Source organism: Streptomyces sp. NPDC101166 (assembly GCF_044768125.1).
In the GTDB taxonomy this organism is placed as follows: domain Bacteria; phylum Actinomycetota; class Actinomycetes; order Streptomycetales; family Streptomycetaceae; genus Streptomyces.
Genome location: NZ_JBIWPF010000007.1, coordinates 237,261 through 262,890, shown reverse-complemented (window position 1 = coordinate 262,890; position 25,630 = coordinate 237,261). Strand labels below are relative to the sequence as shown.

Sequence of the window (25,630 nt, the reverse complement as noted above, 5' to 3'; positions counted from 1 at the left end):
ATCTGTGCCGCGGTCACGTGTTTCACGTGAAACAACCCCCAGCGTACCGGGCGGCCCACGATCGGCTCCCCTGCATTCCCCAGGGGGTGATCGGTCGGTGAACAGTGGCACGCTTCGATCGCCTGTTCTTAAAGTAGGTCAATGCGCACTGGCGAGCCTCTGCCCGCCGTGGGAGAGGTCCTCGCCTCCCTCGCGACCGGCCTGTGGCACTGGAGCACGGCCACCGGGCTGGTCACGGTCGACGCCGAGGCGGCCAGGCTGCTCGGCCTGCCCGCCGAGGAGGCCGTCCTCACGGAGGCCCAGGCCCGGGCCCGGCTGCACCCCGTCGACTGGAACGAGATCACCGGCGTGGTCCAGCTCGCCGTCGCCGAGGGCACCCTCGCCGAGGTGCGCGTCCGGATCATGGACGATCAGGGACGGGTCGTCCGGGTCGCCCGCAGCCGTTCCAAGCCGTCGTTCGACCCGGAGCTGCAGTCCTACGAACTGATCGGCACCCTCCAGGAGGTCACCGAGCCCCGCCCTGGCACCCCCGCCGGACGCACCGCCGTCACCGGCGACTGGCGGCGCTCCCGGGAGGCGTTCCTGCTGGACGCGGGCCGTGCGCTCGCGGAGGCGCGCTCCACCGAGGAGGTGCTGCGGGTCGCGGCGGCGCTGTCGATGCCGGGCTTCTCACCGGACGGACTGGCCGTCTTCGGCGTCGAGGGCGACCGGCTGACGGTCATCGGGCACCACGGGCAGAAGAAGCGCGAAGAGGACCCTTTCACCCAGATGTCGCTCCAGACCGACTATCCCGCGGCCGAGGTGGTCCGCACCGGCCGGGCCGTGTATCTGTCCTCGCCCGGTCAGTACAAGGAGCGCTATCCGCTGACCTGGCCGCTGGCCTCGCACTTCGGGCGCCAGTCCTGGGCGTTCCTGCCGCTGACGGTGGCCGGCCGCACGATGGGCGCCTGGATGGCGGCGTTCACCTACCCGGTGGCGTTCACTCCGGACGAGCGGTCCGTGCTCACCACCGTGGCCCGGATGCTCGCCCAGGCCCTGACCCGCGCCGGCGCCGCCGAGACCCAGCGCGAACTGACCGACGGCCTGCAGCGCTCCATGCTCCCCACGCTCGGCCCGGAGATCCCGGGCATGACCCTCGCCGCCCGCTACATCCCCACCGGCGGCGGCCTCCAGGTCGGCGGCGACTGGTACGACGTGATCCCGCTGCCGGGAGGCGCCTCCCGCACGCCGTCCGAGGGCGGGCGTTTCGCCCTGGTCATCGGCGACGTGCAGGGTCATGACGTACGCGCCGCCGGCCTGATGGGGCAGCTGCGCATAGCGCTGCGGGCGTATGCCTCCGAGGGCCACCGCCCCGACGCCGTCCTCTCCCGCGCCTCCCGCTTCTTCCACGGTCTCACCCACAGCGACGACGCCGACGCCCAGGCCGATCTGCGTTTCGCGACCTGCCTCTATGTGGAGGTCGACCCGGTGACCGGGATACTGGAGACCGCCAGGGCCGGCCATCTCGATCCGGCGGTCCGGATGACCGACGGCACCGTCCTGGTCCGGCCCACGGCGGGCGGACTCCCGCTGGGCATCGATCCGGACTCCGACTACCCCACCACCCGGCTCGCCCTGGAGCCCGGCGAGGCGCTGATGCTGTGCACCGACGGTCTGCTGGAGACCGGCGGACACGACCTCGACACCGGCTGGGGCCGGGTCCGCAAGACGCTGGAGGCACACGAGGGCGGCCTGGAGGAGCTGGCCGACGCGCTGGTCCAGGCCGTGCACGGCCCCTCGTCGCACCACACCACCGGTCCGCTGGCCGACCGCCGCGAGGACGACATCGCCGTCCTCCTCCTCTCCCGGCACGCCTCACCCGCGCGGCCGTCCGGGCGGCGGACCATGCTGACGGTCGCCCAGGCAGAGCCCGAACGGGTCGCCGAGGCCCGGCAGCAGCTGCGGGAGCTGCTGCACGACTGGCCCAGCGCCGACCAGGTCGACTCGGCGGTCCTGCTGGTCTCCGAAACGCTGACCAACGTGCTCGTGCACACGGACGCCGACGCGCTGCTCGTCGCCGAGGTCACCGGTCCGCCCGGCGGACGCCGTATCCGCATCGAGGTCACCGACACCAGCGACGACCTTCCTCACAAGCGCAGCCCCGGCGAGCTGGCGTCCTCGGGCCGCGGCCTGATCCTCATCGAACTGCTCGCGAACGCGTGGGGGGTGTCACCGCGCGGCCAGGGCAAGAGCATCTGGTTCGAGCTCTACGAGCCCTCGGCGGACGCGGTTCCCGACGCTCCGGGCTCCGGGGGAGCGGTGTAGCGCTCCCGCAGTTCTTGGATCACCCCGAACACGGCGGCCGTCAGCGGCACGGCGAGCAGCATGCCGAGGATCCCGGCGACGGAGGCGCCCGCCGTGATCGTCAGCATCACCACCGCCGGATGCATCTGCACGGTCCGGCTCTGGATCATCGGCTGGAGCACATGCCCCTCCAGCACCTGCACGGCGAGCACCACCCCGAGCGCCCACAGCGCGATGACGAACCCCCGGTCGGCGAGCGCCACCAGCACGGCGACCCCACCGGAGAGGAAGGCGCCCAGGTAGGGGATGTAGGCGCCGACGAAGACCAGCGCGCCCAGCCCCGCGGCGCCGGGCACGCGCAGCACGAGCAGTCCGACGGTGATGCAGACGGCGTCGATGAAGGCGATGAAGGTCGTCCCCCGCATGAACCCCTCGACGGCGCGGAAGGCCCGCCGCGCCATCGCCTCCACGGTGTCCGCGGTCCCGCGCGGGGCGACGGCCCGCAGCCCGTCGACCGCGCGGTCGGAGTCGCGCAGGAAGAAGAAGACGAGCAGGAGCGCAAGCACCGCCATGGCGATGCTCTCGCCCACCACGCTCACCCCGCTGATCACCCCGGAGGCCGCGGTGCCGCCGAACTTGCGCAGCAGCTCACGGGCGTTGGAGGCGACGTCGTCGAGCGAGGTCCCCGCCGCCCCGAAGTGCCGGGTCAGTCCCCGTGCCGCCTCCTTCAGCGAGGCGACGATCTCGTCCCCGCTGTCGATGAGCGCGGCGACAACGATGTAGACGGCCCCGCCGACCACGGCCACCACCGCCACGCACGTCACGGCGGCGGCCACCGACCGGTTCACCCGCCCCTTCACCATCCGCCGGTGGAAGGGCCCGAGCAGCGCGCTCCCCAGCAGCGCGAGCAGCACCGGCACGACGGCGGTGCGCAGCTCCGCGCACAACCGGATCCCGACGTACCCGACGCCCGACACGAGCAGGACGACGGCACACCAGGCAGCGAGACGACGAACGGCTTCGGGCAGCAGACGCACCCCCTCAGGCCACCACAGCCCCCGTCCCCTGTCCCGCCGAGGCACCCCAGCCGGGTGACTCCCCGTCACCGGTCGCAGAATCGATACCTCGTTGCCCTAATGGGTGAACTTCCTTTTGGGCCATGCGGATTGCATATGCGCCTGCCTAGCTTCCGTGGCTGGAGGTGATGCTCGATGTACGAGCACAACGACACGCCGCCGGACGAGCCGACGGCACGGCAGGACGCGATCGACATCAACGACTTCGTGTTCGCGGCCACAGGAGCGCGGGTACGGAGGCTGACCACGCCGGAGGGGAAGCACTGGTTCGTGGCGGCGGACGTCGCCATGGATCTCGGGTACGCAAACACGCGGCAAGCGCTCGACTGGCATGTTGCAGCAACCTGCAAAACCACTCTCGGCGATCTTGCACGAAGCGTCTATGGAGTAGACGGTTCGAGCAAGGTTGCAGGTCACGGTCTCAAGAAGTCGATGAAGATGGTCAACCTGAAGGGTCTCATCGCCCTCGTCAACGGGTGCACCAAACCGGAGTGCGGTCCCTTCAAAGCCTGGGTCTCGGAGGTCGTCGCCACCATCCAGCGCGACGGCTCCTACACCCTGGAACCGGCTGCCGTGCAGCCCTCCGCCGGCGGCACCGCCTACGTCATGCCGGACCAGGTCGCCGACGCCATCGTGCGACTGGAGGAGCGGAACATCCGGGCGGACGAGATGATGCTGGCGTTCCAGGCCCAGCGACAAGGCCTTCTGGAGGAGCGGAACGGCCTCCTGCGCGAGAACAACGGTCTCCGGCAGGAGGGCAACGGTCTCCTCCAGGAGATCAGCCGGAGTCTGCGTGACATCGCCGACGCCCTGAGGAACCCCGCCGACGGTCCCCGGTCGGCGGCGGAGCCGAAGCTGACGGCGCAGGAGCTGCTCGCCGCCTGGAGGGCGAAGAACCTCGTCGTCACCGACGACGTCCACGCCGTGGCCGCCTACCTCGCGCCGGCCCTCGTCCACGGCGAGTCCCGCTACCGGGTGGAGGACATCGTCAACCGGACAGGACTGTCGCAGGACCGTGTTCTCGACTGTCTGCGGATGCTGCTGAAGCGCGGGTGCGTACGGCAGGCCGGGTGCGCCTCGGACGGGGCGCCGGTGTACGTCCTGCCGTAACCGGCCCCCGGGACGGCGAACGGGCCCGAAGTCGCAAGAACACTTTGCGGCTTCGGGCCCGTTTCGTACGGTACCGGTTCCCTCGGGCCTACAGGCCCTTCTCCGTCATTCCGTGCACCGCCGGGACCGTTCCGAGCCGTCCCTTCTGGAAATCCTCGAACGCCTGCTGGAGTTCGTCACGGGTGTTCATGACGAACGGGCCGTAGTGGGCCATCGGCTCGCGGATCGGCCGGCCGCCGAGGAGGACGACCTCCAGGTCCGGCGTGTGGGAGTCCTGCCGTTCGTCCGCGCGGACGGTCAGCGAGGAGCCTGCGCCGAAGACGGCGGTCTGGCCCAGGTGGACCGGCCGGCGCTCCGCGCCCACCGAGCCCTTGCCGGCCAGGACGTACGCGAGGCCGTTGAAGTCCTCCCGCCACGGCAGGGTGACCTCCGCGCCCGGCGCCAGCGTCGCGTGGACCATCGAGATCGGCGTGTGCGTGATCCCGGGGCCCGCGTGGCCGTCCAGCTCACCCGCGATGACCCGCAGGAGCGCGCCGCCGTCGGGCGAGGTGAGCAACTGGACGCTGCCGCCGCGGATGTCCTGGTAGCGCGGCGCCATCATCTTGTCCTTGGCCGGCAGGTTCACCCACAGCTGGAGCCCGTGGAAGAGACCGCCGGACATGACCAGCGACTCCGGCGGCGCCTCGATGTGGAGCAGGCCGGCCCCGGCCGTCATCCACTGGGTGTCGCCGTTGGTGATGGTGCCGCCGCCGCCCTGGCTGTCCTGGTGGTCGAAGACGCCGTCGATGATGTAGGTGACGGTCTCGAAGCCGCGGTGCGGGTGCCAGGGCGTCCCCTTCGGCTCCCCGGGCGCGTAGTCCACCTCGCCCATCTGATCCATCATGATGAACGGGTCGAGGTGGCGGTAGTTGATCCCCGCGAAGGCCCGGCGCACCGGGAAGCCCTCGCCCTCGTACCCGGTGGGCGCGGTGGTGACGGCGAGCACGGGACGGGCGACGGCGTCGGCCGGGGCGGCCACGCGGGGCAGCGTCAACGGGTTCTCGACGGTCACGGCGGGCATGTCGGTACCTCCTTGGGTGACGTGCGGACCACTTTAGTTGAGCGTTGAACTTTCTGCCACCCAGAACGGCGGGAGCCCGGAGGACATTCCCTCCGGGCTCCCACTGTCAGAAGAAGAAGACGACTACCCGTACATCCGGCGCATCGCGAAGTCCACCATCTGCTCGACCGCCTTCGCGTCGAAGACCATCCGGTGCTCGCCCTCCATGTCGAGGACGAAGCCGTAGCCGGTGGGCAGCAGGTCGAGCACCTCGGAGCCGGAGATCACGAAGTACTTGGACTCCTTGCCCGCGTAACGGCGCAGCTCCTTCAGCGTGGTGAACATCGGGATCACCGGCTGCTGGGTGTTGTGCAGGGCGAGGAAACCCGGGTTGTCGCCGCGCGGGCAGTAGACCTTCGAGGTCGCGAAGACCTGCTGGAAGTCCTCGGCGACCATCTGCCCGGTGGTGAAGGCGCGCACCGCGTCCGCGAGCGAGGGCGGGGACGGCTCGGGGTACAGGGGCGGCTGCTGCCCGTAGCCGCCGGCCATGGGCTGCTGCGGCGGGGCGTACTGCTGCTGCGCGCCGCTCCCGTCCATGGGCTGGCCGTATCCATACATGAGCGCAAGCGTACCGAGCGCCGCCGCGGGGCGGGCCGGGACGGCCTCCTGGTCTGACGCGTCACACTTCGCCGACGGGGTTGCGACTTATTACCGACGGGTAGCATCATCGGTAGCTACTTGTTGGTATGTGAACTAGCGCGAGGAACCACAGTGCCTCGCCGATCTCTTCAACGGATCCGGGAGCCGTCGCCATGGGGCACTACAAGTCGAATCTCCGCGACATCGAGTTCAACCTCTTCGAAGTACTCGGACGCGACAAGCTGTACGGCACCGGTCCGTTCGGGGAGATGGACACCGAGACCGCCAAGAGCATCCTGGAGGAGCTGACCCGCCTCTCCGAGAACGAGCTGGCCGAGTCCTTCGTCGACGCCGACCGCAACCCGCCGGTCTTCGACCCGGAGACGAACACCGCGCCCGTCCCGGCGTCCTTCAAGAAGAGCTACAAGGCGTTCATGGACTCGGAGTACTGGCGCCTGGGCCTGCCCGAGGAGATCGGCGGCACCACCTCTCCCCGCTCCCTGATCTGGGCCTACGCGGAGCTGCTGCTCGGCTCGAACCCGGCCGTGTGGATGTACGCCTCCGGCCCGGCGTTCGCCGGCATCCTCTACGACGAGGGCAACGACATACAGAAGAAGATCGCCCAGATCGCGGTGGAGAAGACCTGGGGCTCCACCATGGTCCTCACCGAGCCCGACGCCGGCTCCGACGTCGGCGCCGGCCGCACCAAGGCGGTCCAGCAGGAGGACGGCTCCTGGCACATCGAGGGCGTGAAGCGCTTCATCACCTCCGGTGAGCACGACATGGAGGAGAACATCCTCCACTACGTCCTCGCCCGCCCCGAGGGCCACGGCCCCGGCACCAAGGGCCTGTCCCTCTTCCTCGTGCCGAAGTACCTCTTCGACTTCGAGACCGGCGAGCTGGGCGAGCGCAACGGCGTCTACGCGACGAACGTCGAGCACAAGATGGGCCTGAAGGCCTCCAACACCTGCGAGATGACCTTCGGCGACCGCCACCCCGCCAAGGGCTGGCTGATCGGCGACAAGCACGACGGCATCCGGCAGATGTTCCGCATCATCGAGTTCGCCCGCATGATGGTCGGCACGAAGGCGATCTCCACGCTGTCGACGGGCTACCTGAACGCGCTGGAGTACGCCAAGGAGCGCGTCCAGGGTCCCGACCTCGCGAACTTCATGGACAAGACCGCGCCCAAGGTCACCATCACCCACCACCCCGACGTGCGCCGCTCGCTGATGACGCAGAAGGCGTACGCCGAGGGCATGCGCGCGCTGGTGCTCTACACGGCGTCCATCCAGGACGACATCCAGGTCAAGGAGGCCGCCGGCGAGGACGCCTCCGCGCTGGAGGCGCTGAACGACCTGCTCCTGCCGATCGTCAAGGGCTACGGCTCCGAGAAGGGCTACGAGCAGCTCGCCCAGTCGCTGCAGACCTTCGGTGGCTCCGGCTTCCTGCAGGAGTACCCGATCGAGCAGTACATCCGGGACGCCAAGATCGACACCCTGTACGAGGGCACGACGGCGATCCAGGGCCAGGACTTCTTCTTCCGGAAGATCGTCCGCAACCAGGGCGCGGCGCTGAACTCCCTCGCCGAGGACATCAAGAAGTTCCTGGCGCTCGGCACCGGCGGCGAGGACCTCTCCGCGGCCCGCGAGCACCTGGCGAAGGCGGCCGTCGAGCTGGAGGCCATCGTCGGCCTGATGCTCACCGACCTCGCGGCCACCGAGCAGGACGTCAAGAACATCTACAAGGTGGGCCTCAACACCTCCCGCCTGCTGATGGCCTCCGGCGACGTCGTCGTCGGTTACCTGCTCCTCAAGGGCGCGGCCGTCGCCGCCGAGAAGCTGGAGACGGCCTCCGCCAAGGCTGTGTCTTCCAAGGACGTGGCCTTCTACACCGGCAAGATCGCGGCGGCGAAGTTCTTCGCGGCGAACGTCCTGCCGGGCGTGACCCTCGCCCGCAAGATCGCCGCCGACGTCGAGCTCGACCTGATGGACCTGGACGAGGCGGCGTTCTAGAACCTGCCGGGGCGCGGCGGGCGGGGCTCGCCGCGCCCGGTTCGGCACGCTTGCGCCGACTCGCACACCGTCCTCACGAGGGCCTGCTCCCATCACCGGGAGCGGGCCCTCGTCCGTCGTTAAGGTGAACCCCATGAGCGCACCCTCCCGCTTCGACCGCGGCCACACCGACGACCTGATGTCCTTCCTGACGGCCAGCCCGTCGCCGTACCACGCCGTGGCGAACGCCGCGGAACGGCTGGAGAAGGCCGGTTTCCGACAGGTCGCCGAGACGGACGCCTGGGAGGGGGGCAGCGGCGGCAAGTACGTGCTGCGCGGGGGCGCGATCGTGGCCTGGCACGTCCCCGAGGGCGCCGCACCGCACACCCCGTTCCGGATCGTCGGCGCGCACACCGACTCCCCCAACCTGCGCGTCAAGCCGCTGCCCGACGCCGGTGCGCACGGCTGGCGCCAGGTGGCCGTGGAGATCTACGGCGGGCCGCTGCTCAACTCCTGGCTCGACCGGGACCTCGGCCTGTCCGGCCGGCTGACCCTGCGCGACGGCTCCACCCGACTCGTCGACGTGAGCCGGCCGCTGCTGCGGGTGCCCCAGCTCGCCATCCACCTGGACCGTGCCGTCAACGACGGCCTCAAGCTCGACAAGCAGCGCCACCTCCAGCCCGTCTGGGGCCTCGGCGACGTCCGCGAGGGCGACCTGATCTCCTTCCTGGAGGAGGAGTCGGGGCTGTCCGCGGGCGAGGTCTCCGGCTGGGACCTGATGACCCACTCCGTGGAACCGCCCGCCTACCTCGGCCGCGACGAGGAACTCGTCGCCGGGCCCCGCATGGACAACCTGCTGTCCGTGCACGCCGGCACGGCCGCCCTGGCCGCCGTCGCGACCGGCGGCGCCGACCTGCCGTTCATCCCGGTGCTCGCCGCCTTCGACCACGAGGAGAACGGCTCCCAGTCCGACACCGGCGCGGACGGCCCGCTGCTCGGCGGCGTGCTGGAGCGCTCGGTGTTCGCCCGCGGAGGCTCGTACGAGGACCGGGCGCGCGCCTTCGCCGGCACCGTCTGCCTCTCCTCCGACACCGGGCACGCGGTCCACCCCAACTACGCGGAGCGGCACGACCCCACGCACCACCCGCGCGTGAACGGCGGCCCGATCCTCAAGGTCAACGTCAACAACCGTTACGCTACGGACGGTTCGGGCCGGGCCGTGTTCGCCGCCGCCTGCGAGAAGGCCGGTGTGCCGTTCCAGTCGTTCGTCTCCAACAACTCCATGCCGTGCGGCACCACGATCGGCCCGATCACCGCGGCCCGGCACGGCATCCGCACCGTCGACATCGGCGTGGCCATCCTGTCCATGCACAGCGCACGGGAGTTGAGCGGCGCCGACGACCCGTACCTGCTGGCCAACGCGCTGACGGCGTTCCTGGAGGGCTGATCCCTCCCCTCCGGCCCCGGTGCCAAGGGTGAGCCCCCGCATGCAAGTTGCCTCCCGGGGTATCCGGAGTCAGGGACCGGAACGACCGGTACACCGGACAGGGAGGCGACACTCATGGGCCTCGGCGGGTGCATCATCCTCATCGCCGTGGGAGCCATCCTCACGTTCGCGACCGACTGGGACATGCAAGGGGTCAACCTCGACCTTGTCGGGATCATCTTGATGATCGTCGGCCTGATCGGCGTGACGACCTTCAGCAGCATCGCCCGGCGCCGCCGCGTGATGGTGCCCCCGGCCTCGACCACCGTGGTCGAGACGGACCGGCGCCGGGACGGATACAGCGACGGGTACGGCGTGTGACCACCGCGGGGGACTTCCCCGGCGGGCACACGTCGCCCGGCTCCTCGAACGGACCGATGACGGGCTCCTGAAACGGATCAAGGGCGCCGCCCCGCAGCCGGGTCGGACGCTCGGCCCGTCGGGCTAGTGGCTGCGTCCCCCGGGGGGCGCCGGGGAAGCCGTACCGTCATGAGATTCCTCGTACGCGACCGGATCCTCGGCTTCGGTGACGACTACTGGATCGAGGACGACCGGGGCAACAAGGTCTACCTCGTCGACGGCAAGGCGATCCGGGTTCGGGACACCTTCGAGCTGAAGGACACCCAGGGGCGGGTGCTGATCGACATCCACCAGAAGATGTTCGCGCTGCGCGACACCATGGTGATCGAACGGGACGGCGAACCGCTGGCCACGATCCGCCGCAAACGGCTGTCGCTGCTGCGCAACCACTACCGCGTGTCCCTGGCGGACGGAAGCACCGAACTGGACGTCAGCGGAAAGATCCTCGACCGGGAGTTCGCCGTCGAGTACGACGGGGAGCTCCTCGCGGTCGTCTCCCGGCGTTGGCTGCACGTGCGCGAGACGTACGGCGTGGACGTCGTCCGGGAGGACGCGGATCCGGCGCTGCTGATCGCGGTCGCGGTGTGCGTGATCCACCTGGCGGAGAAGGAGCGGGAGGACTGAGCCACTTCGCCCGCCGGGCGATCCCGGCGGGAGCTGCGACTCGACCGTGCTGTGGCTCAGCGACGCGGGGGCGGCTCCAGGCCGAGCACCCTGTCCTTCAGGGCCGGGAACTGCTCACGCGTCGTCGCGGTCTTCGCCGGGTCGAAGTCGACCGTGAGGACCTCCTCGCCCTGGCCGGCCTCGGCCAGCACCTCGCCCCACGGATCCACCACGATCGAGTGACCCGCCTGCGGAACCTCCGCGTGCGTCCCGGCCGTTCCGCACGCGAGCACGAACGCCTGGTTCTCGACCGCCCGCGCCCGGGCCAGCAGCGTCCAGTGCGACCGGCGGCGCTCCGGCCAGCCCGCCGACACCACGAGGGTCTCGGCGCCCGCGTCGACGAGACCGCGGAAGAGTTCGGGGAAACGGAGGTCGTAGCAGGTGGCGAGGCCGACGGTCGTCTGCGGCAGACGTACCGTCACCAGGTCCCGGCCCGCGCCCATCAGCACCGCCTCGCCCTTGTCGAAGCCGAAGCGGTGGATCTTGCGGTAGGAGGCGGCCAGGTCGCCGGAGGGGGAGAAGACGAGAGTGGTGTTGTAGAGGGCGCCGTCGGCGGCGTCCCGCTCGGGGATCGAGCCCGCGTGCAGCCACACGCCCGCGTCGCTCGCGGCCTTGGCCATCGCCTCGAACGTGGGCCCCTCCAGCGGCTCGGCCTCGGCGGCGAACGCGTCGTAGGCGAACGCGCCGGTCGTCCACAACTCCGGCAGCACCACCAGGTCCGCGCCGGCCTGCTCCCGTACGAGAGCCCCGGCCCGGACCCGCCGGGCTCGCACCGATTCGCCCTCTTCCACGGCGATCTGGATCAGAGAGGCGCGCACACTACCACCGTCCTGGCATTCGAGTCGTCCACACGGGCCTACGATCGTCACACGAAAGCACTGCCGGGGTGACTCCCAGCAGCGTAACTTGGGGGTCTCCCCCGGTTCGAGCCCAGCCGAGGACCGGGGAGCACCCCAGACGACGCCGACAGCAGCCGACCGCCACCTCCCGCTGGCAACGCCGCCACCACCAGCCCGCCCGTGTACCGACCGCCGAGGGGTCCCGTTCCGTGAGTCTGCCTCCCACCCTCCAGCCCTACGCCGACGCCTGGACCCACTCCATCGAAGCGATATCCGAGCTGGTGCAGCCCCTGGCGGAGGCGGACTGGAACCGCCGGACGCCGTGCCCGGGCTGGTCGGTGCGCGACATCGTCTCGCACGTCATCGGCCTGGACTGCGAGATGTACGGCGACCCGCGGCCGATCCACTCCCTGCCCCGCGACCTCTTCCACGTGGCCACCGACCTCCAGCGCTACTTCGAGGTCCAGGTCGACGTCCGCCGGCACCACACCGCGCCGGAGATGACGTCCGAGCTGGAGTACACGATCATCCGCCGCAACCGCCAGCTGCGAAACGAGTCGCGCGCGCCCGGCGCCACCGTGCGCGGCCCCCTCGGCACCGAGCTGACCCTGGAGCGGTCCATGCGCGACCACGCGTTCAACGTGTGGGTGCACGAGCAGGACCTGCGCGCCGCACTCGGCCGTCCCGGCAACCTGGACTCCCCCGGCGCGCACATCGCGCGGGACGTGCTGCTGGGCGAGCTGCCCGCCGTCGTCGCCGACCGGGCCGACGCCCCGCGCAGTTCCGCGGTCGTCTTCGACGTGCACGGTCCGGTGGAGTTCCTGCGCACGATCCGCGTCGACATCCAGGGCCGCGGCACCCTGGAGACGGTCCCCGCGCTCGGACCGGCCGCCGCCTTCTCCCTCGACTGGGAGACCTACGTCCGCCTGGCCTGCGGCCGGGTGACCCCGGAGGCGGTCGCCGACCGGGTGAAGGCGGAGGGCGAACCGGAGCTGACGGAAGCGATCCTGCGGAACTTCGCCGTGACGAAGTAGCACCGCGCCACCGCCCGGAACCGGGCGGGGCCCGACGGGCGCCACGGCACAACGCAACGGGCCCGCCGTGAGGGTTCACGACGGGCCCGCTGCGTGCACAGACGCCGTGGCGTCAGCCGAGGCGCGCGAAACCGTAGTTGAGCAGCTTCGTCGCGTCCTGAGCGCGCACGGTCGCGTTCGTGGAGGCCAGCACCGTGCCCACGACCGTCTTGCCCTTGCGGGTCGCGGCGAAGACGAGGCAGTACTTCGCCTCCGGGCCGGAGCCCGTCTTCACGCCGATGGCGCCGCTGTAGCTGCTCAGCAGCGTGTTGGTGTTGACCCAGGGCGCCATGGTGCGCGTGGAGCCCGTCTTGGTGGTCGTCTTCGCCGTGTACGACTTGGTGCCGACGACCGTGCGGAACGTCGGGCTCTTGAGCGCGTTGCTCGCGAGCTTCGTCAGGTCCTTGGCCGTCGAGTAGTTGGCGCCGTTGCCGATGCCGTCGAACGAGTCGAACTTCGTGTTCGTCATGCCGAGTGCCTTGGCCTGGGCGTTCATCTTGCCGATGAACGACTTCACGCGGGCGGCACGGGTCGTACCGGTGCCGAACTTGTCGGCGAGCGCGTACGCGGCGTCGCAGCCGGACGGCAGCATCAGCCCGTACAGCAGCTGACGGACGGTGACCTTGTCGCCGACGATCAGCCGGGCGGACGAGGCGCCCTTCGACACGATGTAGTCGCTGTAGGCCATCTGGATCGTGACCTTGGCGTCCAGGTTGAGGTTCGACTGCGCGAGCACGACCTTCGCGGTCATGATCTTCGTCGTCGACCCCGTGGACATCCGGGTGTTCATACCCTTGTTGTACAGGTCGGCGCCGTTGGCGTTGTTCATCACGTAGCCGGTCTTGGCGGCGATCGTGGGCGTCGCAACGGCTTGCGCGGGCGCCGCGAAGAGGGCACCGGAGGCGAGCATCGCGCCGGTCGTGACGACGACGGCTGCGGCTCGGCGGGTCCTGATGCCCTGGGTGGCGGTTATCAACTGAAATACCCCGATTACGTCGAATGCCCCTGCGGTGCGGCCGGGTTGAAGGGGAGAAAGAAAAGGGGCCGCATGTGTGTGACACGTAAGTAGCACAGATGGTTGCGCTTTCGCTGCAACCGATTTCCACATCACACCCCCCGGGTCCGCATGATGGACGGCTCGTACCCATGCGTACGCGTTGTATCTATCCTGTCCGCATGCCGTCCGCCCCACCCGCCCCCGTCAGGCGGCCGCCCGCCGCAGAGCGCGTCTACGCCCACGTCAAACAGGGTGTGCTGGACCGCCGCTACGAGGGAGGCACTCTTCTCACCGAGGGAGAACTCGCCGAGGCCGTCGGCGTTTCGCGCACACCTGTGCGGGAGGCGCTGCTGCGGCTGGAGGCGGAGGGTCTGATCAAGCTTTACCCAAAAAAGGGAGCCCTGGTGCTCCCGGTGTCCGCCCAGGAGATCGCGGACGTCGTGGAGACGCGGATGCTGGTCGAGGAGCACGCGGCCCGCAAGGCCGTCCCCGCCCCCGCCGGACTCCTCGCCCGCCTGGAGGAGTTGCTCGAACTGCAGAAGGCGCAGGCCGCCGCCGGTGACCTGGCCGGCGCCGCCGTCACCGACCGCTGCTTCCACGCCGAGATAGTCCGCAGCGGCGGCAACGAGATCCTCTCCCGGCTCTACGACCAACTCCGCGACCGGCAACTGCGGATGGGCGTCGCCGTCCTGCACTCCCACCCCGACCGGATCGCCAAGACCCTCGTCGAACACGAGGAGATCCTGCGGGCGCTGCGCGCCGGGGACGCCGAGGAGGCCGTCCGGATCGTGCACCGGCACGTGGGCTGGTTCTCACACCTGGCCCGTGGGGAACTCCGATGAGGGCGGGGGAGCCCGGGGACCGCGAGCACTCCGGCGGGCCGGGGAAGCCGTGCGGCCGGGGGAGCGACTTCACCCTCCCAGGTGACCCGCCGGGCGGCCGTCGCGCCGTCGCCGTGTGGGGGATCGGCGTCTGCGTCTACTTCGTCGCCGTCATCTTCCGCACGTCCCTGGGGGTCGCGGGCCTGGACGCCGCCGACCGCTTCGACGTGAACGCCTCCGCCCTGTCCACCTTCTCCATCCTCCAGCTGCTGGTGTACGCGGGGATGCAGATACCGGTCGGGCTGCTCGTGGACCGGCTCGGCACCAAGAAGGTGCTCGGCATCGGCGTCGTGCTGTTCACGGCGGGGCAGCTCGGGTTCGCGTTCTCACCGTCGTACGGCATGGCGCTCGCCTCGCGGGCGCTGCTCGGCTGCGGCGACGCGATGACGTTCATCAGCGTGCTGCGGCTCGGCACCCGCTGGTTCCCGGCCCGGCGCGGACCGCTGGTCGCCCAGTTCGCGGGACTGGCGGGCATGGCCGGCAACCTCGTCTCCACGCTGGTGCTCGCCCGGCTGCTGCACGGCGTCGGCTGGACGGCCGCGTTCGCGGGCAGCGCGCTCGCCGGGGTCGTGGTCCTCGTGCTGTTGGTGCTGTTCCTGAAGGACCACCCCGAGGGGTACGAGCCCGAGCCCTTCCCGCACCAGGGGGCCGCGTACGTACGACGGCAGATCGCCGCCTCCTGGCGGGAGCCGGGAACGCGGCTGGGGCTGTGGGTCCACTTCACCACCCAGTTCCCGGCGATGGTGTTCCTGCTGCTGTGGGGGCTGCCGTTCCTGGTCGAGGCACAGGGGCTCAGCCGGGCGGCGGCCGGGGAACTGCTCACCCTCGTCGTGCTGTCCAACATGGCCGTCGGACTCGTCTACGGGCAGGTCGTCGCCCGGCACCACGGGGCCCGGCTGCCGCTGGCGCTCGGCACCGTCGGGACGACCGCCCTGCTGTGGGCCGCGACACTGGCCTGGCCCGGCGCGCACGCCCCGATGTGGCTGCTGGTCGCGCTGTGCGCGGTGCTGGGGGCGTGCGGACCCGCGTCGATGATCGGCTTCGACTTCGCGCGCCCGGCCAACCCGCCCGAGCGGCAGGGCACGGCGTCCGGCATCACCAACATGGGCGGCTTCGTGGCCTCCATGACGACGCTGTTCGCGGTCGGCGTCCTGCTGGACGCGACCGACGACTACACCGTGGCCTTCTCCTCCGTCTTCGTCCTCCAGGCACTGGGCGTCAGCCAGATCCTCCGACTGCGCTCACGCGCGGCCCGCCGGGAACGGGAACGGCTGATCGCGAGCCGGGTGTCCTCGGTGCACGTCCCCGTCTAGCCGGGACGGACCGGCGGCCGCCTGGTGCCGTGACCGACATGTCGGAGACCTGCCCCCTGCCCTGAAAACCCTTTGCCTGTACCGCCCTTGGAAACCTACCGTCGTCGCCATCGACGTGTAGCTCAACAGCAGAGCACCGGGCTTGAGACCCGGAGGGCGCGGGGGCGGCACCCGCCACGTCGGCTTATGAAGGACGACGCTGAGCAGCAGCACTCCGTGGAAGCCAACCCGGGCTACGCGTCCGGCCAACTGGCCAGGGCCCTCAGCACGGCCCGCACCCACCGGGACCCCGACACCCGTCGACGCGCGGAGGAACGGGGCCGCGCCTGGCGGTCCGTCCTGGCCGGCATGGCGAACGGGCTCCTCTCCATCGGTTCGCGCACTCCCGTCGCCGGTCTGCCGGCCTGGGTGACGCCTGAGGTCGTGCGCGGCGGCTTCGCCACGGGCGCCCCGAGTGCCGGCGGACCCCTGCGCGCGGACGAGATCGAGGTCGCGCGCCGGGCCGGCGTTCCGGAGAACCGGCGGGCGCTGTTCACGTATTGGCTGTCCGAGGAAGGGCTCGGGCGGCTCCACGAACTCCTGGAGAGCGGACGCTACGAGGTGACCGTGCCCGAGGAAGCCGCCCTGCTCACCGTGGCCTGGCTGGCCCGGGCCGGGGAGACGGACGCGGCGCTGGACCTCGTCGAGGAGTTGCTCCCGTTCGCCGGCCGGCTGCGGTTCACGCCCGCGCCCTCCACCCGGCCGGCGCCCGACGCCGACGCGGTCCACCGGCTGACCGTCGGCGACGCCGCCGACATGCTGGGGCGGCGGCGGCCCAGCACGGCCGTGGAAACCCAGCGGGAAGCGCTGGCCGTCTGGCATCCCTTCACGGACGAACTGCTGGCGCACTGGCTGGAGACGGCCGAGGACGGAGAGGTCCTGATCCTGGCCCGCACGCCCGACGAGGCGTGGCACGAGCGGGGCGCCGAGCTGCTCCGCCGCTACGCCCGGCTCGCCCGCCTGCACACCTACTGCACCAAGCACCTCGACCCCAAGCAGAACCAGGCGATCCTGCGGGGCGCGCTGGAGGAGGCTGTCGCCGGGCGCACGCTGGACCCGCGTCGGCTCGGGCTGCTGCGGCACGCCGTCACCTCCATGGTGGCGCGGCGCGGGCTGCCCGGCTCCGGGCGGCTGACACGGTTGCGCCGGGAGCAGGCCGCCCAGGCGGCGCTGCCCTCGCACCACGCGCTCGCGCAGCTGGTGCTGAGCCGGCTGTCCGTCCTCCCCCAGGAAACGGGCGTCACCGAGGTCGCGCCGCTCGTCGCCGGAGTGGACGAGCGGGAGGCCCGGGAGACGGGACTGCCGGTGGGCGCGGCGATCCCGCCCGCGCTGCGGCGGCCCGTCGAGGCCGCGCTGAGCGCGCCCGTCGGCACGCTGGTCGAGCGCGGGACGGTGCCGTCGGCGGAGGTGCTGGCCGAGCTGGTCCCCCAGCTCGTCGCCGCCACCACCGCGCAGGCCTACCCGGACGACGCGCTGCGCACCCTGGCCGCCGCGAACTACCGGGCGTTCCGCAACCGCCGTTCACTGCTGCTGCTCCATCTGGAACGGCAGGTGCGCGTGGAGGAGCTGCCCTGGGTGCGGGCCGTAGCCCGGCAGCGGTCCGACGCCGGGGCGGACGAGGTGTCCCGGCTCGCGCTGCGGCGGCTGGGCGAGCTGGCCGTGCAGGCGTTCCCCGGCACGATCCTGCCCAACCCGCTCGTCCGCGAGCTGTCCGAACTCGCGCGCGCGGCGGACCTGGGCGCTCCGCTCGTCCAGGAGCTCGCCGCGGACATCTTCATGGGCACGTTCACCCCGAAGTTCCTCACCTCCGCCCGGATCGCGGCGGATCTGCTCGGCGGCGGCTCCCTCTACGAGCGGTACTACGCCATCGATTACCGGGCCGTCCGCAACCTGGCGATCGCCGAGACGGGTGAGGCACTCATCCGGGAGCTCCGGCCGCGGACCTCGCCGGGATTCGCCCGGCTGTGCGCCACGCGGGCCAAGGTCGACTGGGCCGCCCGGTCGTACGGGTACGGGTCGACCGCGGCGAACGGCAAGGTGATCGAGCAGTCGCAGATCCTCACCACGCACAACCTGGCCACCCTGGTACACCGGGTGGGCATCGCCCCGGCCCCCGGCTGGGAGGACCTCGCACGCCGTTGCTTCGGCACGGTGTGCCGGCTGACCGCACGCCTGTACGGCAACCCGCGGCCGCTCAGCGCGATCAAGGACGTGGCGTACGCCTGGCGGCAGATGGTGTTCTTCCTGTCGCTGTGCTCGGAGGCGGAGCAGACGCGCACTCTGACCTGGCTGTCCAAGGAGGCCGGCCGCCACGCCCGGCACGTGGCGCTCCGTCTGGGCCCGGCGTTGACGGGTCTGCATCAGGTCGCGGCAGGTCGCTCGGCGGAGGACGGCACGGGCCGTCGGCTGCTGGGGTGGACGACGGAGGGGCACTGGCTGCGGGGCCCCGCTGTGGCGCGCTGACCAGGGCAGCTGTCGGGGGCGGCATACCTCCGCTAATGCCGTTCCGCAGCGGAATCGGCGCTCTTCCCTCGCAATCGTGAACCACTCCGGTGCTGCTGGCATATTCGATTTTCGCCGCCCTATGGTCCGCGTCGGAGGTGGTTCACATGATCGAACCCAGCAAGCACCAGCCCGGCCCCCGGGCTCAGCACGACGCGATCGATGTCAGCGACTTCGTCTACGCGGCCACCGGGACCCGGGTCCGCAGGCTGACGATGCCCGACGGAGCGCACTGGTTCCCGGCGGTGGACGTCTGCAAGCGACTGGGGCACACCAACACCCAGAAAGCACTCTCCGACCACGTCCCGGAGGGGCATCGAGAGATTCTCGAGACCCTAACTGGAGGTTACGGTCTCAGCGTTCCCGCAGGTAGAGAGTGGCGTCGAGACCTGAACATGATCTCTCTGCAGGGTCTCGTCCTGCTCGTGAACGCGTGCACCAAGCCCGCCTGCGCCCCTTTCAAGCAGTGGGTCGCCGAGGTGATCGAGAGCGTGCAGAGAGAGGGTTCGTACACGCTGCAGGAGGCCGAAGTGCAGCCCCTCGGCCCGGGTGCGCCGATCGCGTACGCGATGCCCGAGCAGGTCGCGGAGGCCATCGTCCGGCTGGAGGCGCACAACCTCCAGACGGACGAGGACCTCTCAGCGACGCAGCGCGAATCACTCGCGGTGCAGAAGGAGTTGCTCGCCACGCAGCGGGAAACGCTCGGCATGCACCGGGAAACGCTCAACGTCCAGCGGGAGATGCTGGACCTGCAGCGAGCCGTGCTCGTCGCGCAGCAGGCCATCGCACAGGCCATGGACCGCATCGCCAACCGTCTCGACGTGCTGTCCCTGGACCGCCCGGCGCCCATCGCCCGGCTTTCCGCGCACCCGACCACCGAGGCCGTGCTGGCCGACTGGCGGCAGCGGCTGTCCGTGACCTCGGACGTGTGGGCGGTCGCGGTGGTGATCGCGCCGTTCCTGGTGGAACAGGGTGAGCTGCGTCAGCCGCTCGCGTCGATCGCGGCCCGCACCGGACTCCCGGTCCAGCGGGTCAACGAATGCCTGCGTCTGCTGCGCAAGCACGCCTGCATCCAATCCATGGGCTCAAGTGCGGACGGGGAGCCGGTGTACGTGCTCAAGCGTCCCTGAACGGGGCCTCATGAGAAAAGGGGCGGCCGCATTCCGAAGTTGCGGCCGTCCCTTCGTGTCTCAATCTACAGCCCTGAATCCGTCAGGCCCAGGTGATCAGCCTCTTCGGCTGCTCCAGGACGGCCGCCACGTCGGCGAGCACCTTGGAGCCCAGCTCGCCGTCCACCAGACGGTGGTCGAAGCTCAGCGCGAGCGTGGTGACCTGGCGGGGCTTCACCTTGCCCTTGTGCACCCACGGCTGGAGCTTGATCGCGCCGACCGCGAGGATCGCGGACTCGCCGGGGTTGAGGATCGGCGTGCCGGTGTCGACACCGAAGACGCCGACGTTGGTGATGGTCACCGTGCCGCCCTGCATGGCGGCGGGGGACGTCTTGCCCTCCCTCGCCGTCGCGACCAGTTCGCCCAGGGACTCGGCCAGTTGCGGGAGCGTCTTGGCGTGCGCGTCCTTGACGTTGGGGACGATCAGCCCGCGCGGGGTGGCCGCGGCGATGCCCAGGTTGACGTAGTGCTTGACCACGATCTCCTGTGCCGCCTCGTCCCAGGACGCGTTGACCTCCGGGTTGCGCTTGATGGCGACCAGCAGGGCCTTGGCGATCAGCAGGAGCGGATTGACCCGCAGGCCCTGCATGTCCTTGTCCTGCTTGAGCTCCTCGACGAGCTTCATCGTGCGCGTCACGTCGACCGTCACGAACTCCGTGACGTGCGGCGCGGTGAACGCCGAGCCCACCATGGCCTGCGCGGTGGCCTTGCGGACGCCCTTGACCGGGACGCGGGTCTCGCGCGTGGTGTCGTACGACGCCGCCGCCACGGCCTGGGGGGCGGGCGCCACTGCGGTGACCTGCTGGGGGACGGGCACCGGCTGCGGAGGGGCCGCCTGGGCGGGGGCCGCCGCGGCGTGGACGTCCTCGCGGGTGATGATGCCGTCCGGGCCGGACGGGACCACCGTCGTGAGGTCCACTCCGAGGTCCTTGGCCAGCTTGCGCACCGGCGGCTTCGCCAGCGGGCGTTCCTTCACGACCGCCGGCGCGCTGCCGTGACCGTTCAGCTCCGCCTGTACGGCGGCGGCTGCCGGGGACTTGCGCGGGCGGCGCTTGGTGGAGGACGCGGCCACGCCGTATCCGACGAGCACCGGCTGACGGCCGGAGCCGCCCTCCGGCTTCGCCTCGGCGGCCTGCTCCGGGGCCAGAGCCGGAGCCTCGGCCTGCGCGGGGGCCTCGGTCCGGTCCTGGGCCTGTGCGGGCGCGGCGCCGCCGGACACGTCCACCGCGATGATCGACATGCCCACGTCGACCGTGGTGCCCTCGGGGAAGTGCAGCTCGCTGACCACGCCGTCGTAGGGGATGGGCAGTTCGACGGCGGCCTTGGCCGTCTCGACCTCGCACACCACCTGACCGTCCGTCACCGTGTCCCCGGGCTGGACGTACCACTTGAGGATCTCGGCCTCGGTGAGTCCCTCGCCCACGTCGGGCATCTTGAACTCGCGTACGGACGCTTCCGTCATCGTCGTCACGACCCTCTCCTCAGTACGCCAGGGCACGGTCGACGGCGTCGAGCACCCGGTCCAGACCCGGCAGGTACTCCTCCTCCAGGCGCGCCGGCGGGTACGGGGCGTGGTAGCCGCCGACCCGGAGCACCGGGGCCTCCAGGTGGTAGAAGCAGCGTTCGGTGATCCGGGCGGCGATCTCCGCGCCCGAGCCGAAGAACACCGGCGCCTCGTGGACGACGACCAGGCGACGGGTCTTCTCCACGGAAGCCTGGATGGCGTCGAAGTCGAGCGGGGAGACCGAGCGCAGGTCCAGGACCTCCAGGTTCTTGCCCTCCTCGGCGGCCGCGTCGGCGACCTCCTGGCAGAGCTTGACCATCGGCCCGTAGGCGACCAGGGTCAGGTCGGAGCCCTCGCGCACCACGCGCGCCTTGTGCAGCGGGCCGGGGATGGCCTCGGCGTCGACCTCGCCCTTGTCCCAGTAGCGCCGCTTGGGCTCGAAGAAGATCACCGGGTCGTCGCTCTGGATGGCCTGCTGCATCATCCAGTAGGCGTCGCCGGCGTTCGACGGGGAGACGATCTTCAGTCCCGAGACATGCGCGAAGAGCGCCTCGGGGGACTCGGAGTGGTGCTCGACCGCTCCGATGCCGCCGCCGTAGGGGATGCGGACGACGACCGGCATCTTGACCTTGCCCAGGGAGCGGGCGTGCATCTTGGCCAACTGGGTGACGATCTGGTCGTAGGCCGGGAAGACGAAGCCGTCGAACTGGATCTCCACCACCGGGCGGTAGCCGCGCAGGGCCAGGCCGATGGCCGTGCCGACGATGCCGGACTCGGCGAGGGGGGTGTCGATGACGCGGGACTCCCCGAAGTCCTTCTGCAGCCCGTCCGTCACCCGGAAGACGCCGCCGAGCTTGCCGACGTCCTCACCCATGACGAGGACCTTGGGGTCCGCTTCGAGGGCCTTGCGCAGCGACTCGTTGATCGCCTTGGCCAGGGCCATCTTCTCCGCCATGTCAGTTTCCCCCCTCGCCCGCGGCGAAGCCGTTGTCGGACTCAGTCGCGAACGACGCCTGGTAGGCGGCGAACTGGGCCCTCTCCTCGTCGACGAGCGCGTGCCCGTCCGCGTACACGTTCTCGAAGATGGCGAAGTGGTCCGGGTCCGGCATGGCACGGACCGCTTCGCGCACTCGCCTGCCCAACGCCTCGCTCTCGGCCTCGAGTTCCGCGAAGAATCCCTCGTCCGTGTGGTTTGAGGCCTCAAGGTGCCGGCGCAGACGCAGGATCGGGTCCTTCGCCTCCCAGGCGGCCCGCTCGTCGTCGTGGCGGTAGCGGGTGGGGTCGTCGGAGGTGGTGTGGGCGCCCATGCGGTACGTGTACGCCTCGATGAGCGTGGGGCCCTCGCCGCGGCGGGCCCGCTCCAGGGCCCACTCGGTGACCGCGAGGCAGGCCAGGACGTCGTTGCCGTCGACGCGGACGCCCGGGAAGCCGAAGCCCTGGGCGCGCTGGTAGAGCGGGACGCGGGTCTGCTTCTCAGTCGGCTCGGAGATCGCCCACTGGTTGTTCTGGCAGAAGAACACGACGGGGGCGTTGTAGACCGCGGAGAAGGTGAACGATTCGGCGACATCTCCCTGGCTGGAGGCGCCGTCGCCGAAGTAGGCGATGACCGCGCTGTCCGCGCCGTCCTTGGCCACGCCCATCGCGTAGCCCGTCGCGTGCAGCGTCTGGGAGCCGATGACGATCGTGTAGAGGTGGAAGTTGTTGCCGTTGGGGTCCCAGCCGCCGTTGTTCACGCCGCGGAACATGCCGAGCAGGTTGGCCGGGTCGACGCCGCGGCACCAGGCGACGCCGTGCTCGCGGTAGGTCGGGAAGACGTAGTCGTCGTCGCGCAGCGCCCGGCCGGAACCGATCTGGGCGGCCTCCTGGCCGAGCAGCGAGGCCCACAGACCCAGCTCGCCCTGGCGCTGAAGGGAGGTGGCCTCGGCGTCGAAGCGGCGGGTGAGGACCATGTCGCGGTAGAGGCCGCGGAGGCGCTCGGGGGTGATGCCGGCGACGTAGGGGTCGTACTCGGCGTTCTTGACGCGCTTGCCCTCAGGCGTCAGCAACTGCACGAGCTCGGGCTCGGCGCCCCGGTCGGCGGTGGTGCGGGTGGTGCGCTTGGTGCCGGTGGCCTTGGCCGCCGCGGCGCGGGGGGCGCCCGCCGCCTCGGTGCCGGTGGCGCCGGCCTTGCTTCCGGCGCTGCGTCGCGGCTTGCGCGCGGCAGTGCTCTCCACGGTCACGTGTGCTCCTCCGTCGGTCCGGCCCCCGGGGTTGCCGGGTGGCCAGTGCGGCTCACCTGGATTCCGGCACCCGGGCACGGGGTGGGTGCCACTCGGCCGGAACAGGCGTGACAGGTTGCCCCGGCGAGCGCCCTGCAAGCCTCACGTTACCCAGTGCGACACATTTCTGTGAAACCCCACCTGACCTGCGTTTTTGCTTGGATATCCAAGTAAATCGGCAAAGTCGGGAAGGACCCTGGTCACAGCCTCGCAGGAGGCCGGAGCAACGGCACGTTATCCCGCGCACCCAGGTCGCGGGAAGAGTTCGCGTGCGAGTCGCGCCCTGGACGCCACAAGGAGGAATTCAGCTTTTCGGCCGGGCGCGCGCACGGACGCGGCGACGCGCGCGGGCGCATGGGACGGGCACGCGCCCCCCGCGCGCGGGTCGGCGGCCCCTGTCGCCGTCAGGTCGACCGCCGCGGACCGCTCGCGATGCTCGGTGACGCTCTGCGACAAGGCGCAGATCAGAACCCTTCGGGGCCGGAACCGCCACGCGCGCGTGAGGCCCTGACGGTTCAGGGCCCCACGCGCGCGTGAGGGACGAGGAGCGAGGTGGCGAGCCGGGCCCGGTCAGCCACCGGCGCCGAGGGTGGTGCCGCCCTGGACCGCGCCTTCGGTGGCTCCACCGTCCGCACCGCCGCTGGCGTCGCCGGTCCCGCCGTCGGCGGTGCCGGGGTCGGTGGTCGGCGGGTTCGACGGCTCCGGGCTCGCCGGGTCGCTCGTCACCGTCTTCGACGGCTCCGGCGACGGATCACTGGTCTCCGGCTCGGACGGCGTGTACGACGGCTGCTCCGACGGCGTCCAGTAGGAGCCGCCGTTGGAGCCGTTGTCGTTCTCCGTGGGATCGGTCGTCGGCTCTTCGCTCTGGTCCTCGGTCTGCGACGCGCTGGGCGTCGCCTGGGGGGAGGACTGCGAGGCGGACGGCGACTGCGTGGTCTTCTCGCCGCCGCCCTTGTTGCCGGTGCTGTTCAGCGCCAGGGCCACGCCGCCGGCGATCGCGATCACCGCGAGGACGGCGAGGATCCACAGCTTGCCGCGGCCGCTGCCCCGGTTGCCGTGTCCCTCGAAGCCGCCTTCGTCGCCGTTGCCGTACCCCTGGGGCAGGATCGGCTGGGGGATCTGCGAGGTGCTGGGGCCCCCACCGCCGGGCGCCATCACCGTGGTGCTCGCGAAGGCGGCCGCGGCGCCCGCCCCGGCCGCCGCGTCGACCGGGCCGGTGTTCCAGGTGCCGGTGTGGCCGCCCTGGTCGTACAGCATCTGCAGGGCGTACTGGACCGTGCCGCGCATCTCCTCCGCGGTCTGGAAACGGTCGTCGGGCTCCTTGGCGAGGGAGCGCATGACGAGGCCGTCCAGTTCCGGCGGGCACGCGCCGTCCGAGCTCCGCGACGGCGGCACCGGGATGTCCTGCACATGCTGGTAGACCACCGAAAGGGGCGTCTCACCGGTGAACGGCGGGCGCAGCGCGAGCAGTTCGTACAGCAGGCAGCCGGTGGCGTACAGGTCGGAGCGGTGGTCGACGGCCTTGCCGAGAGCCTGCTCCGGGGAGAGGTACTGCGGAGTGCCCATGACCATGCCGGTCTGGGTCATCGTCGTGGACGCGCCGTGCAGGGCGCGGGCGATGCCGAAGTCCATCACCTTCACCGCGCCGTTGTGCGTGATGATGACGTTGGCCGGCTTGATGTCGCGGTGCACGATGCCGTGCTGGTGCGAGTACGCCAGCGCCTCCAGGACGCCGGAGACGATGATCAGGGCCTGCTCGGGGCCCGGCGCCTCGGCGTTGAGCAGCAGGTCGCGGATGGTCCGGCCCTCGACCAGCTCCATCACGATGTACGGCACGCTCTGGCCGCCCACCACATCCTCGCCGGAGTCGTACACGGCGACGATCGCGTGGTGGTTCAATCCGGCCACCGACTGGGCCTCGCGCGTGAAGCGCGCCTTGGACACCGGGTCCTCGGCAAGGTCGGCGCGCAGCAGCTTCACGGCGACGGTGCGCCCGAGGCGCACGTCCTCGGCTGCGAACACCTCCGCCATGCCGCCCCGGCCGAGTCTGCCGGTCAGCCGGTACCGGCCGTCCCCGACAAGTCCGCCGTTGCCCCACAACTCCGGCGCATCTGACATACCGCCGCCAGTCGCCTCGGGGTCGGACGGGCCCTGGGCGCGCTGCTGCTGTGCCATCAGTCCTCGCCGTCGTTTCTGCCCGCGGTGCGCGCGGTGTTGTTACGGTCTCCGTCGGCCACGCTACAGCCTCAGCGCAAGCCGCCGGTCCGGGATGAGCCCCGGCGCCGACCGGAGACGGACCGGTCATCAAACCTGCTTTCCGTACCCACGTGCAAATTGTGTGTACCGGGCGTACGCCCGCTGTAACGCTTGCGCGACGCTTCTTTCGCGTACGGTCACGGAACGGG

The 25,630-nt window shown here is 70.9% G+C and carries 20 protein-coding genes and 1 tRNA gene; 12 read left to right on the top strand and 9 right to left on the bottom strand.

The genetic code is table 11. The features are described 5' to 3' along the window. Nucleotides 1-141 precede the first annotated feature (141 nt). Nucleotides 142-2,304 carry a SpoIIE family protein phosphatase gene (locus tag ACIRS4_RS15575; protein ID WP_404195263.1) on the top strand — a complete coding sequence of 721 codons (2,163 nt, stop codon included), beginning with the start codon at nt 142-144 and terminating at the stop codon, nt 2,302-2,304. Here ACIRS4_RS15575 and ACIRS4_RS15570 read toward each other — a convergent pair. Beyond that, nucleotides 2,247-3,320 carry an AI-2E family transporter gene (locus tag ACIRS4_RS15570; RefSeq protein ID WP_404195261.1) on the bottom strand — a complete coding sequence of 358 codons (1,074 nt, stop codon included), beginning with the start codon at nt 3,318-3,320 and terminating at the stop codon, nt 2,247-2,249. The genes ACIRS4_RS15575 and ACIRS4_RS15570 overlap by 58 nt on opposite strands. Nucleotides 3,321-3,494: 174 nt before the next feature. On the opposite strand from ACIRS4_RS15570, the gene ACIRS4_RS15565 reads away from it, so the two are divergent. After that, on the top strand, nt 3,495-4,469 hold the full coding sequence (locus ACIRS4_RS15565; protein ID WP_404195258.1) for a Bro-N domain-containing protein: 975 nt from the start codon (nt 3,495-3,497) through the stop codon (nt 4,467-4,469). An 88-nt stretch (nt 4,470-4,557) separates the two neighbouring features. Here the strand turns inward: ACIRS4_RS15565 and ACIRS4_RS15560 are convergent, their stop codons facing one another. Both ACIRS4_RS15560 and ACIRS4_RS15555 read right to left on the bottom strand, forming a co-directional pair. Beyond that, nucleotides 4,558-5,529 (bottom strand): pirin family protein, encoded by a 972-nt coding sequence (locus ACIRS4_RS15560; protein WP_404195255.1) that lies wholly within the window; start codon nt 5,527-5,529, stop codon nt 4,558-4,560. A gap of 123 nt (nt 5,530-5,652) precedes the next feature. Continuing rightward, nucleotides 5,653-6,126 (bottom strand): SseB family protein, encoded by a 474-nt coding sequence (locus tag ACIRS4_RS15555; RefSeq protein WP_403808150.1) that lies wholly within the window; start codon nt 6,124-6,126, stop codon nt 5,653-5,655. Between the two features lie 194 nt (nt 6,127-6,320). Between ACIRS4_RS15555 and ACIRS4_RS15550 the strand changes: the two genes are divergently transcribed. The 4 genes from ACIRS4_RS15550 to ACIRS4_RS15535 all read left to right on the top strand — a co-directional run bounded on the left by ACIRS4_RS15550 (nt 6,321) and on the right by ACIRS4_RS15535 (nt 10,611). Further along, the gene (locus ACIRS4_RS15550) at nt 6,321-8,162 is read left to right on the top strand and encodes an acyl-CoA dehydrogenase (protein ID WP_404195252.1); all 1,842 of its coding nucleotides are present in this window, start codon (nt 6,321-6,323) and stop codon (nt 8,160-8,162) included. Between the two features lie 133 nt (nt 8,163-8,295). Then, complete coding sequence (locus ACIRS4_RS15545) at nt 8,296-9,588, top strand: M18 family aminopeptidase (protein WP_404195250.1); 1,293 nt, start codon at nt 8,296-8,298, stop codon at nt 9,586-9,588. 114 nt (nt 9,589-9,702) lie between these two features. Further along, a complete protein-coding gene (locus ACIRS4_RS15540; RefSeq protein ID WP_130439019.1) occupies nt 9,703-9,948 on the top strand; it encodes a DUF6458 family protein in 246 nt (81 codons plus the stop codon). Between the two features lie 168 nt (nt 9,949-10,116). Beyond that, a complete protein-coding gene (locus ACIRS4_RS15535; protein WP_404195247.1) occupies nt 10,117-10,611 on the top strand; it encodes an LURP-one-related/scramblase family protein in 495 nt (164 codons plus the stop codon). Between the two features lie 56 nt (nt 10,612-10,667). On the opposite strand, the gene ACIRS4_RS15530 is transcribed toward ACIRS4_RS15535, so the two are convergent. Further along, a complete protein-coding gene (locus ACIRS4_RS15530; RefSeq protein ID WP_404195245.1) occupies nt 10,668-11,468 on the bottom strand; it encodes a carbon-nitrogen family hydrolase in 801 nt (266 codons plus the stop codon). A 230-nt stretch (nt 11,469-11,698) separates the two neighbouring features. On the opposite strand from ACIRS4_RS15530, the gene ACIRS4_RS15525 reads away from it, so the two are divergent. Continuing rightward, nucleotides 11,699-12,523, top strand: coding sequence for a maleylpyruvate isomerase family mycothiol-dependent enzyme (locus tag ACIRS4_RS15525; RefSeq protein ID WP_404195242.1), 825 nt, complete (start codon nt 11,699-11,701; stop codon nt 12,521-12,523). Nucleotides 12,524-12,635: 112 nt separating this feature from the next. Here the strand turns inward: ACIRS4_RS15525 and ACIRS4_RS15520 are convergent, their stop codons facing one another. Further along, nucleotides 12,636-13,538 carry a D-alanyl-D-alanine carboxypeptidase family protein gene (locus ACIRS4_RS15520; protein WP_404195240.1) on the bottom strand — a complete coding sequence of 301 codons (903 nt, stop codon included), beginning with the start codon at nt 13,536-13,538 and terminating at the stop codon, nt 12,636-12,638. A gap of 200 nt (nt 13,539-13,738) precedes the next feature. Here ACIRS4_RS15520 and ACIRS4_RS15515 point away from each other — a divergent pair, with 200 nt between their 5' ends. The 5 genes from ACIRS4_RS15515 (at nt 13,739) to ACIRS4_RS15495 (ending at nt 19,424) form a co-directional block, all read left to right on the top strand. Then, nucleotides 13,739-14,401: a GntR family transcriptional regulator gene (locus tag ACIRS4_RS15515; protein WP_404195237.1), complete on the top strand. Its 663-nt coding sequence runs from the start codon at nt 13,739-13,741 to the stop codon at nt 14,399-14,401. After that, nucleotides 14,398-15,753 (top strand): nitrate/nitrite transporter, encoded by a 1,356-nt coding sequence (locus ACIRS4_RS15510; RefSeq protein WP_404195234.1) that lies wholly within the window; start codon nt 14,398-14,400, stop codon nt 15,751-15,753. The genes ACIRS4_RS15515 and ACIRS4_RS15510 overlap by 4 nt, the downstream gene beginning before the upstream one ends. 111 nt (nt 15,754-15,864) lie before the next feature. Continuing rightward, a tRNA-Ser gene (locus tag ACIRS4_RS15505) sits at nt 15,865-15,936 on the top strand. Nucleotides 15,937-15,939: 3 nt separating this feature from the next. Beyond that, complete coding sequence (locus tag ACIRS4_RS15500) at nt 15,940-18,255, top strand: hypothetical protein (protein WP_404195231.1); 2,316 nt, start codon at nt 15,940-15,942, stop codon at nt 18,253-18,255. Nucleotides 18,256-18,401: 146 nt separating this feature from the next. Continuing rightward, entirely contained in the window at nt 18,402-19,424 is a 1,023-nt protein-coding gene (locus tag ACIRS4_RS15495; protein WP_404195228.1) for a Bro-N domain-containing protein, read from the top strand. An 82-nt stretch (nt 19,425-19,506) separates the two neighbouring features. On the opposite strand, the gene ACIRS4_RS15490 is transcribed toward ACIRS4_RS15495, so the two are convergent. From ACIRS4_RS15490 to ACIRS4_RS15475, 4 genes are all read right to left on the bottom strand, one after another. After that, a complete protein-coding gene (locus ACIRS4_RS15490) occupies nt 19,507-20,934 on the bottom strand; it encodes a dihydrolipoamide acetyltransferase family protein (protein WP_404195226.1) in 1,428 nt (475 codons plus the stop codon). Between the two features lie 10 nt (nt 20,935-20,944). Beyond that, nucleotides 20,945-21,922: an alpha-ketoacid dehydrogenase subunit beta gene (locus ACIRS4_RS15485; protein WP_404195223.1), complete on the bottom strand. Its 978-nt coding sequence runs from the start codon at nt 21,920-21,922 to the stop codon at nt 20,945-20,947. A 1-nt stretch (nt 21,923) separates the two neighbouring features. Further along, complete coding sequence (pdhA, locus tag ACIRS4_RS15480) at nt 21,924-23,186, bottom strand: pyruvate dehydrogenase (acetyl-transferring) E1 component subunit alpha (protein ID WP_404195221.1); 1,263 nt, start codon at nt 23,184-23,186, stop codon at nt 21,924-21,926. A gap of 609 nt (nt 23,187-23,795) precedes the next feature. Beyond that, nucleotides 23,796-25,400 carry a protein kinase gene (locus tag ACIRS4_RS15475; RefSeq protein WP_404195219.1) on the bottom strand — a complete coding sequence of 535 codons (1,605 nt, stop codon included), beginning with the start codon at nt 25,398-25,400 and terminating at the stop codon, nt 23,796-23,798. Nucleotides 25,401-25,630: the final 230 nt, after the last annotated feature.

Excerpts from the sequence above, each read along its gene's own strand:
- ACIRS4_RS15485 (WP_404195223.1), bottom strand. The coding sequence starts at position 21,922 with ATGGCGGAGAAGATGGCCCTGGCCAAGGCGATCAACGAGTCGCTGCGC.
- ACIRS4_RS15550 (WP_404195252.1), top strand. The coding sequence starts at position 6,321 with ATGGGGCACTACAAGTCGAATCTCCGCGACATCGAGTTCAACCTCTTC.
- ACIRS4_RS15555 (WP_403808150.1), bottom strand. The coding sequence starts at position 6,126 with ATGTATGGATACGGCCAGCCCATGGACGGGAGCGGCGCGCAGCAGCAG.
- ACIRS4_RS15545 (WP_404195250.1), top strand. The coding sequence starts at position 8,296 with ATGAGCGCACCCTCCCGCTTCGACCGCGGCCACACCGACGACCTGATG.
- ACIRS4_RS15475 (WP_404195219.1), bottom strand. The coding sequence starts at position 25,400 with ATGGCACAGCAGCAGCGCGCCCAGGGCCCGTCCGACCCCGAGGCGACT.
- ACIRS4_RS15575 (WP_404195263.1), top strand. The coding sequence starts at position 142 with ATGCGCACTGGCGAGCCTCTGCCCGCCGTGGGAGAGGTCCTCGCCTCC.
- ACIRS4_RS15535 (WP_404195247.1), top strand. The coding sequence starts at position 10,117 with ATGAGATTCCTCGTACGCGACCGGATCCTCGGCTTCGGTGACGACTAC.
- ACIRS4_RS15500 (WP_404195231.1), top strand. The coding sequence starts at position 15,940 with ATGAAGGACGACGCTGAGCAGCAGCACTCCGTGGAAGCCAACCCGGGC.
- ACIRS4_RS15560 (WP_404195255.1), bottom strand. The coding sequence starts at position 5,529 with ATGCCCGCCGTGACCGTCGAGAACCCGTTGACGCTGCCCCGCGTGGCC.
- ACIRS4_RS15565 (WP_404195258.1), top strand. The coding sequence starts at position 3,495 with ATGTACGAGCACAACGACACGCCGCCGGACGAGCCGACGGCACGGCAG.
- ACIRS4_RS15510 (WP_404195234.1), top strand. The coding sequence starts at position 14,398 with ATGAGGGCGGGGGAGCCCGGGGACCGCGAGCACTCCGGCGGGCCGGGG.
- ACIRS4_RS15495 (WP_404195228.1), top strand. The coding sequence starts at position 18,402 with ATGATCGAACCCAGCAAGCACCAGCCCGGCCCCCGGGCTCAGCACGAC.
- ACIRS4_RS15540 (WP_130439019.1), top strand. The coding sequence starts at position 9,703 with ATGGGCCTCGGCGGGTGCATCATCCTCATCGCCGTGGGAGCCATCCTC.
- ACIRS4_RS15515 (WP_404195237.1), top strand. The coding sequence starts at position 13,739 with ATGCCGTCCGCCCCACCCGCCCCCGTCAGGCGGCCGCCCGCCGCAGAG.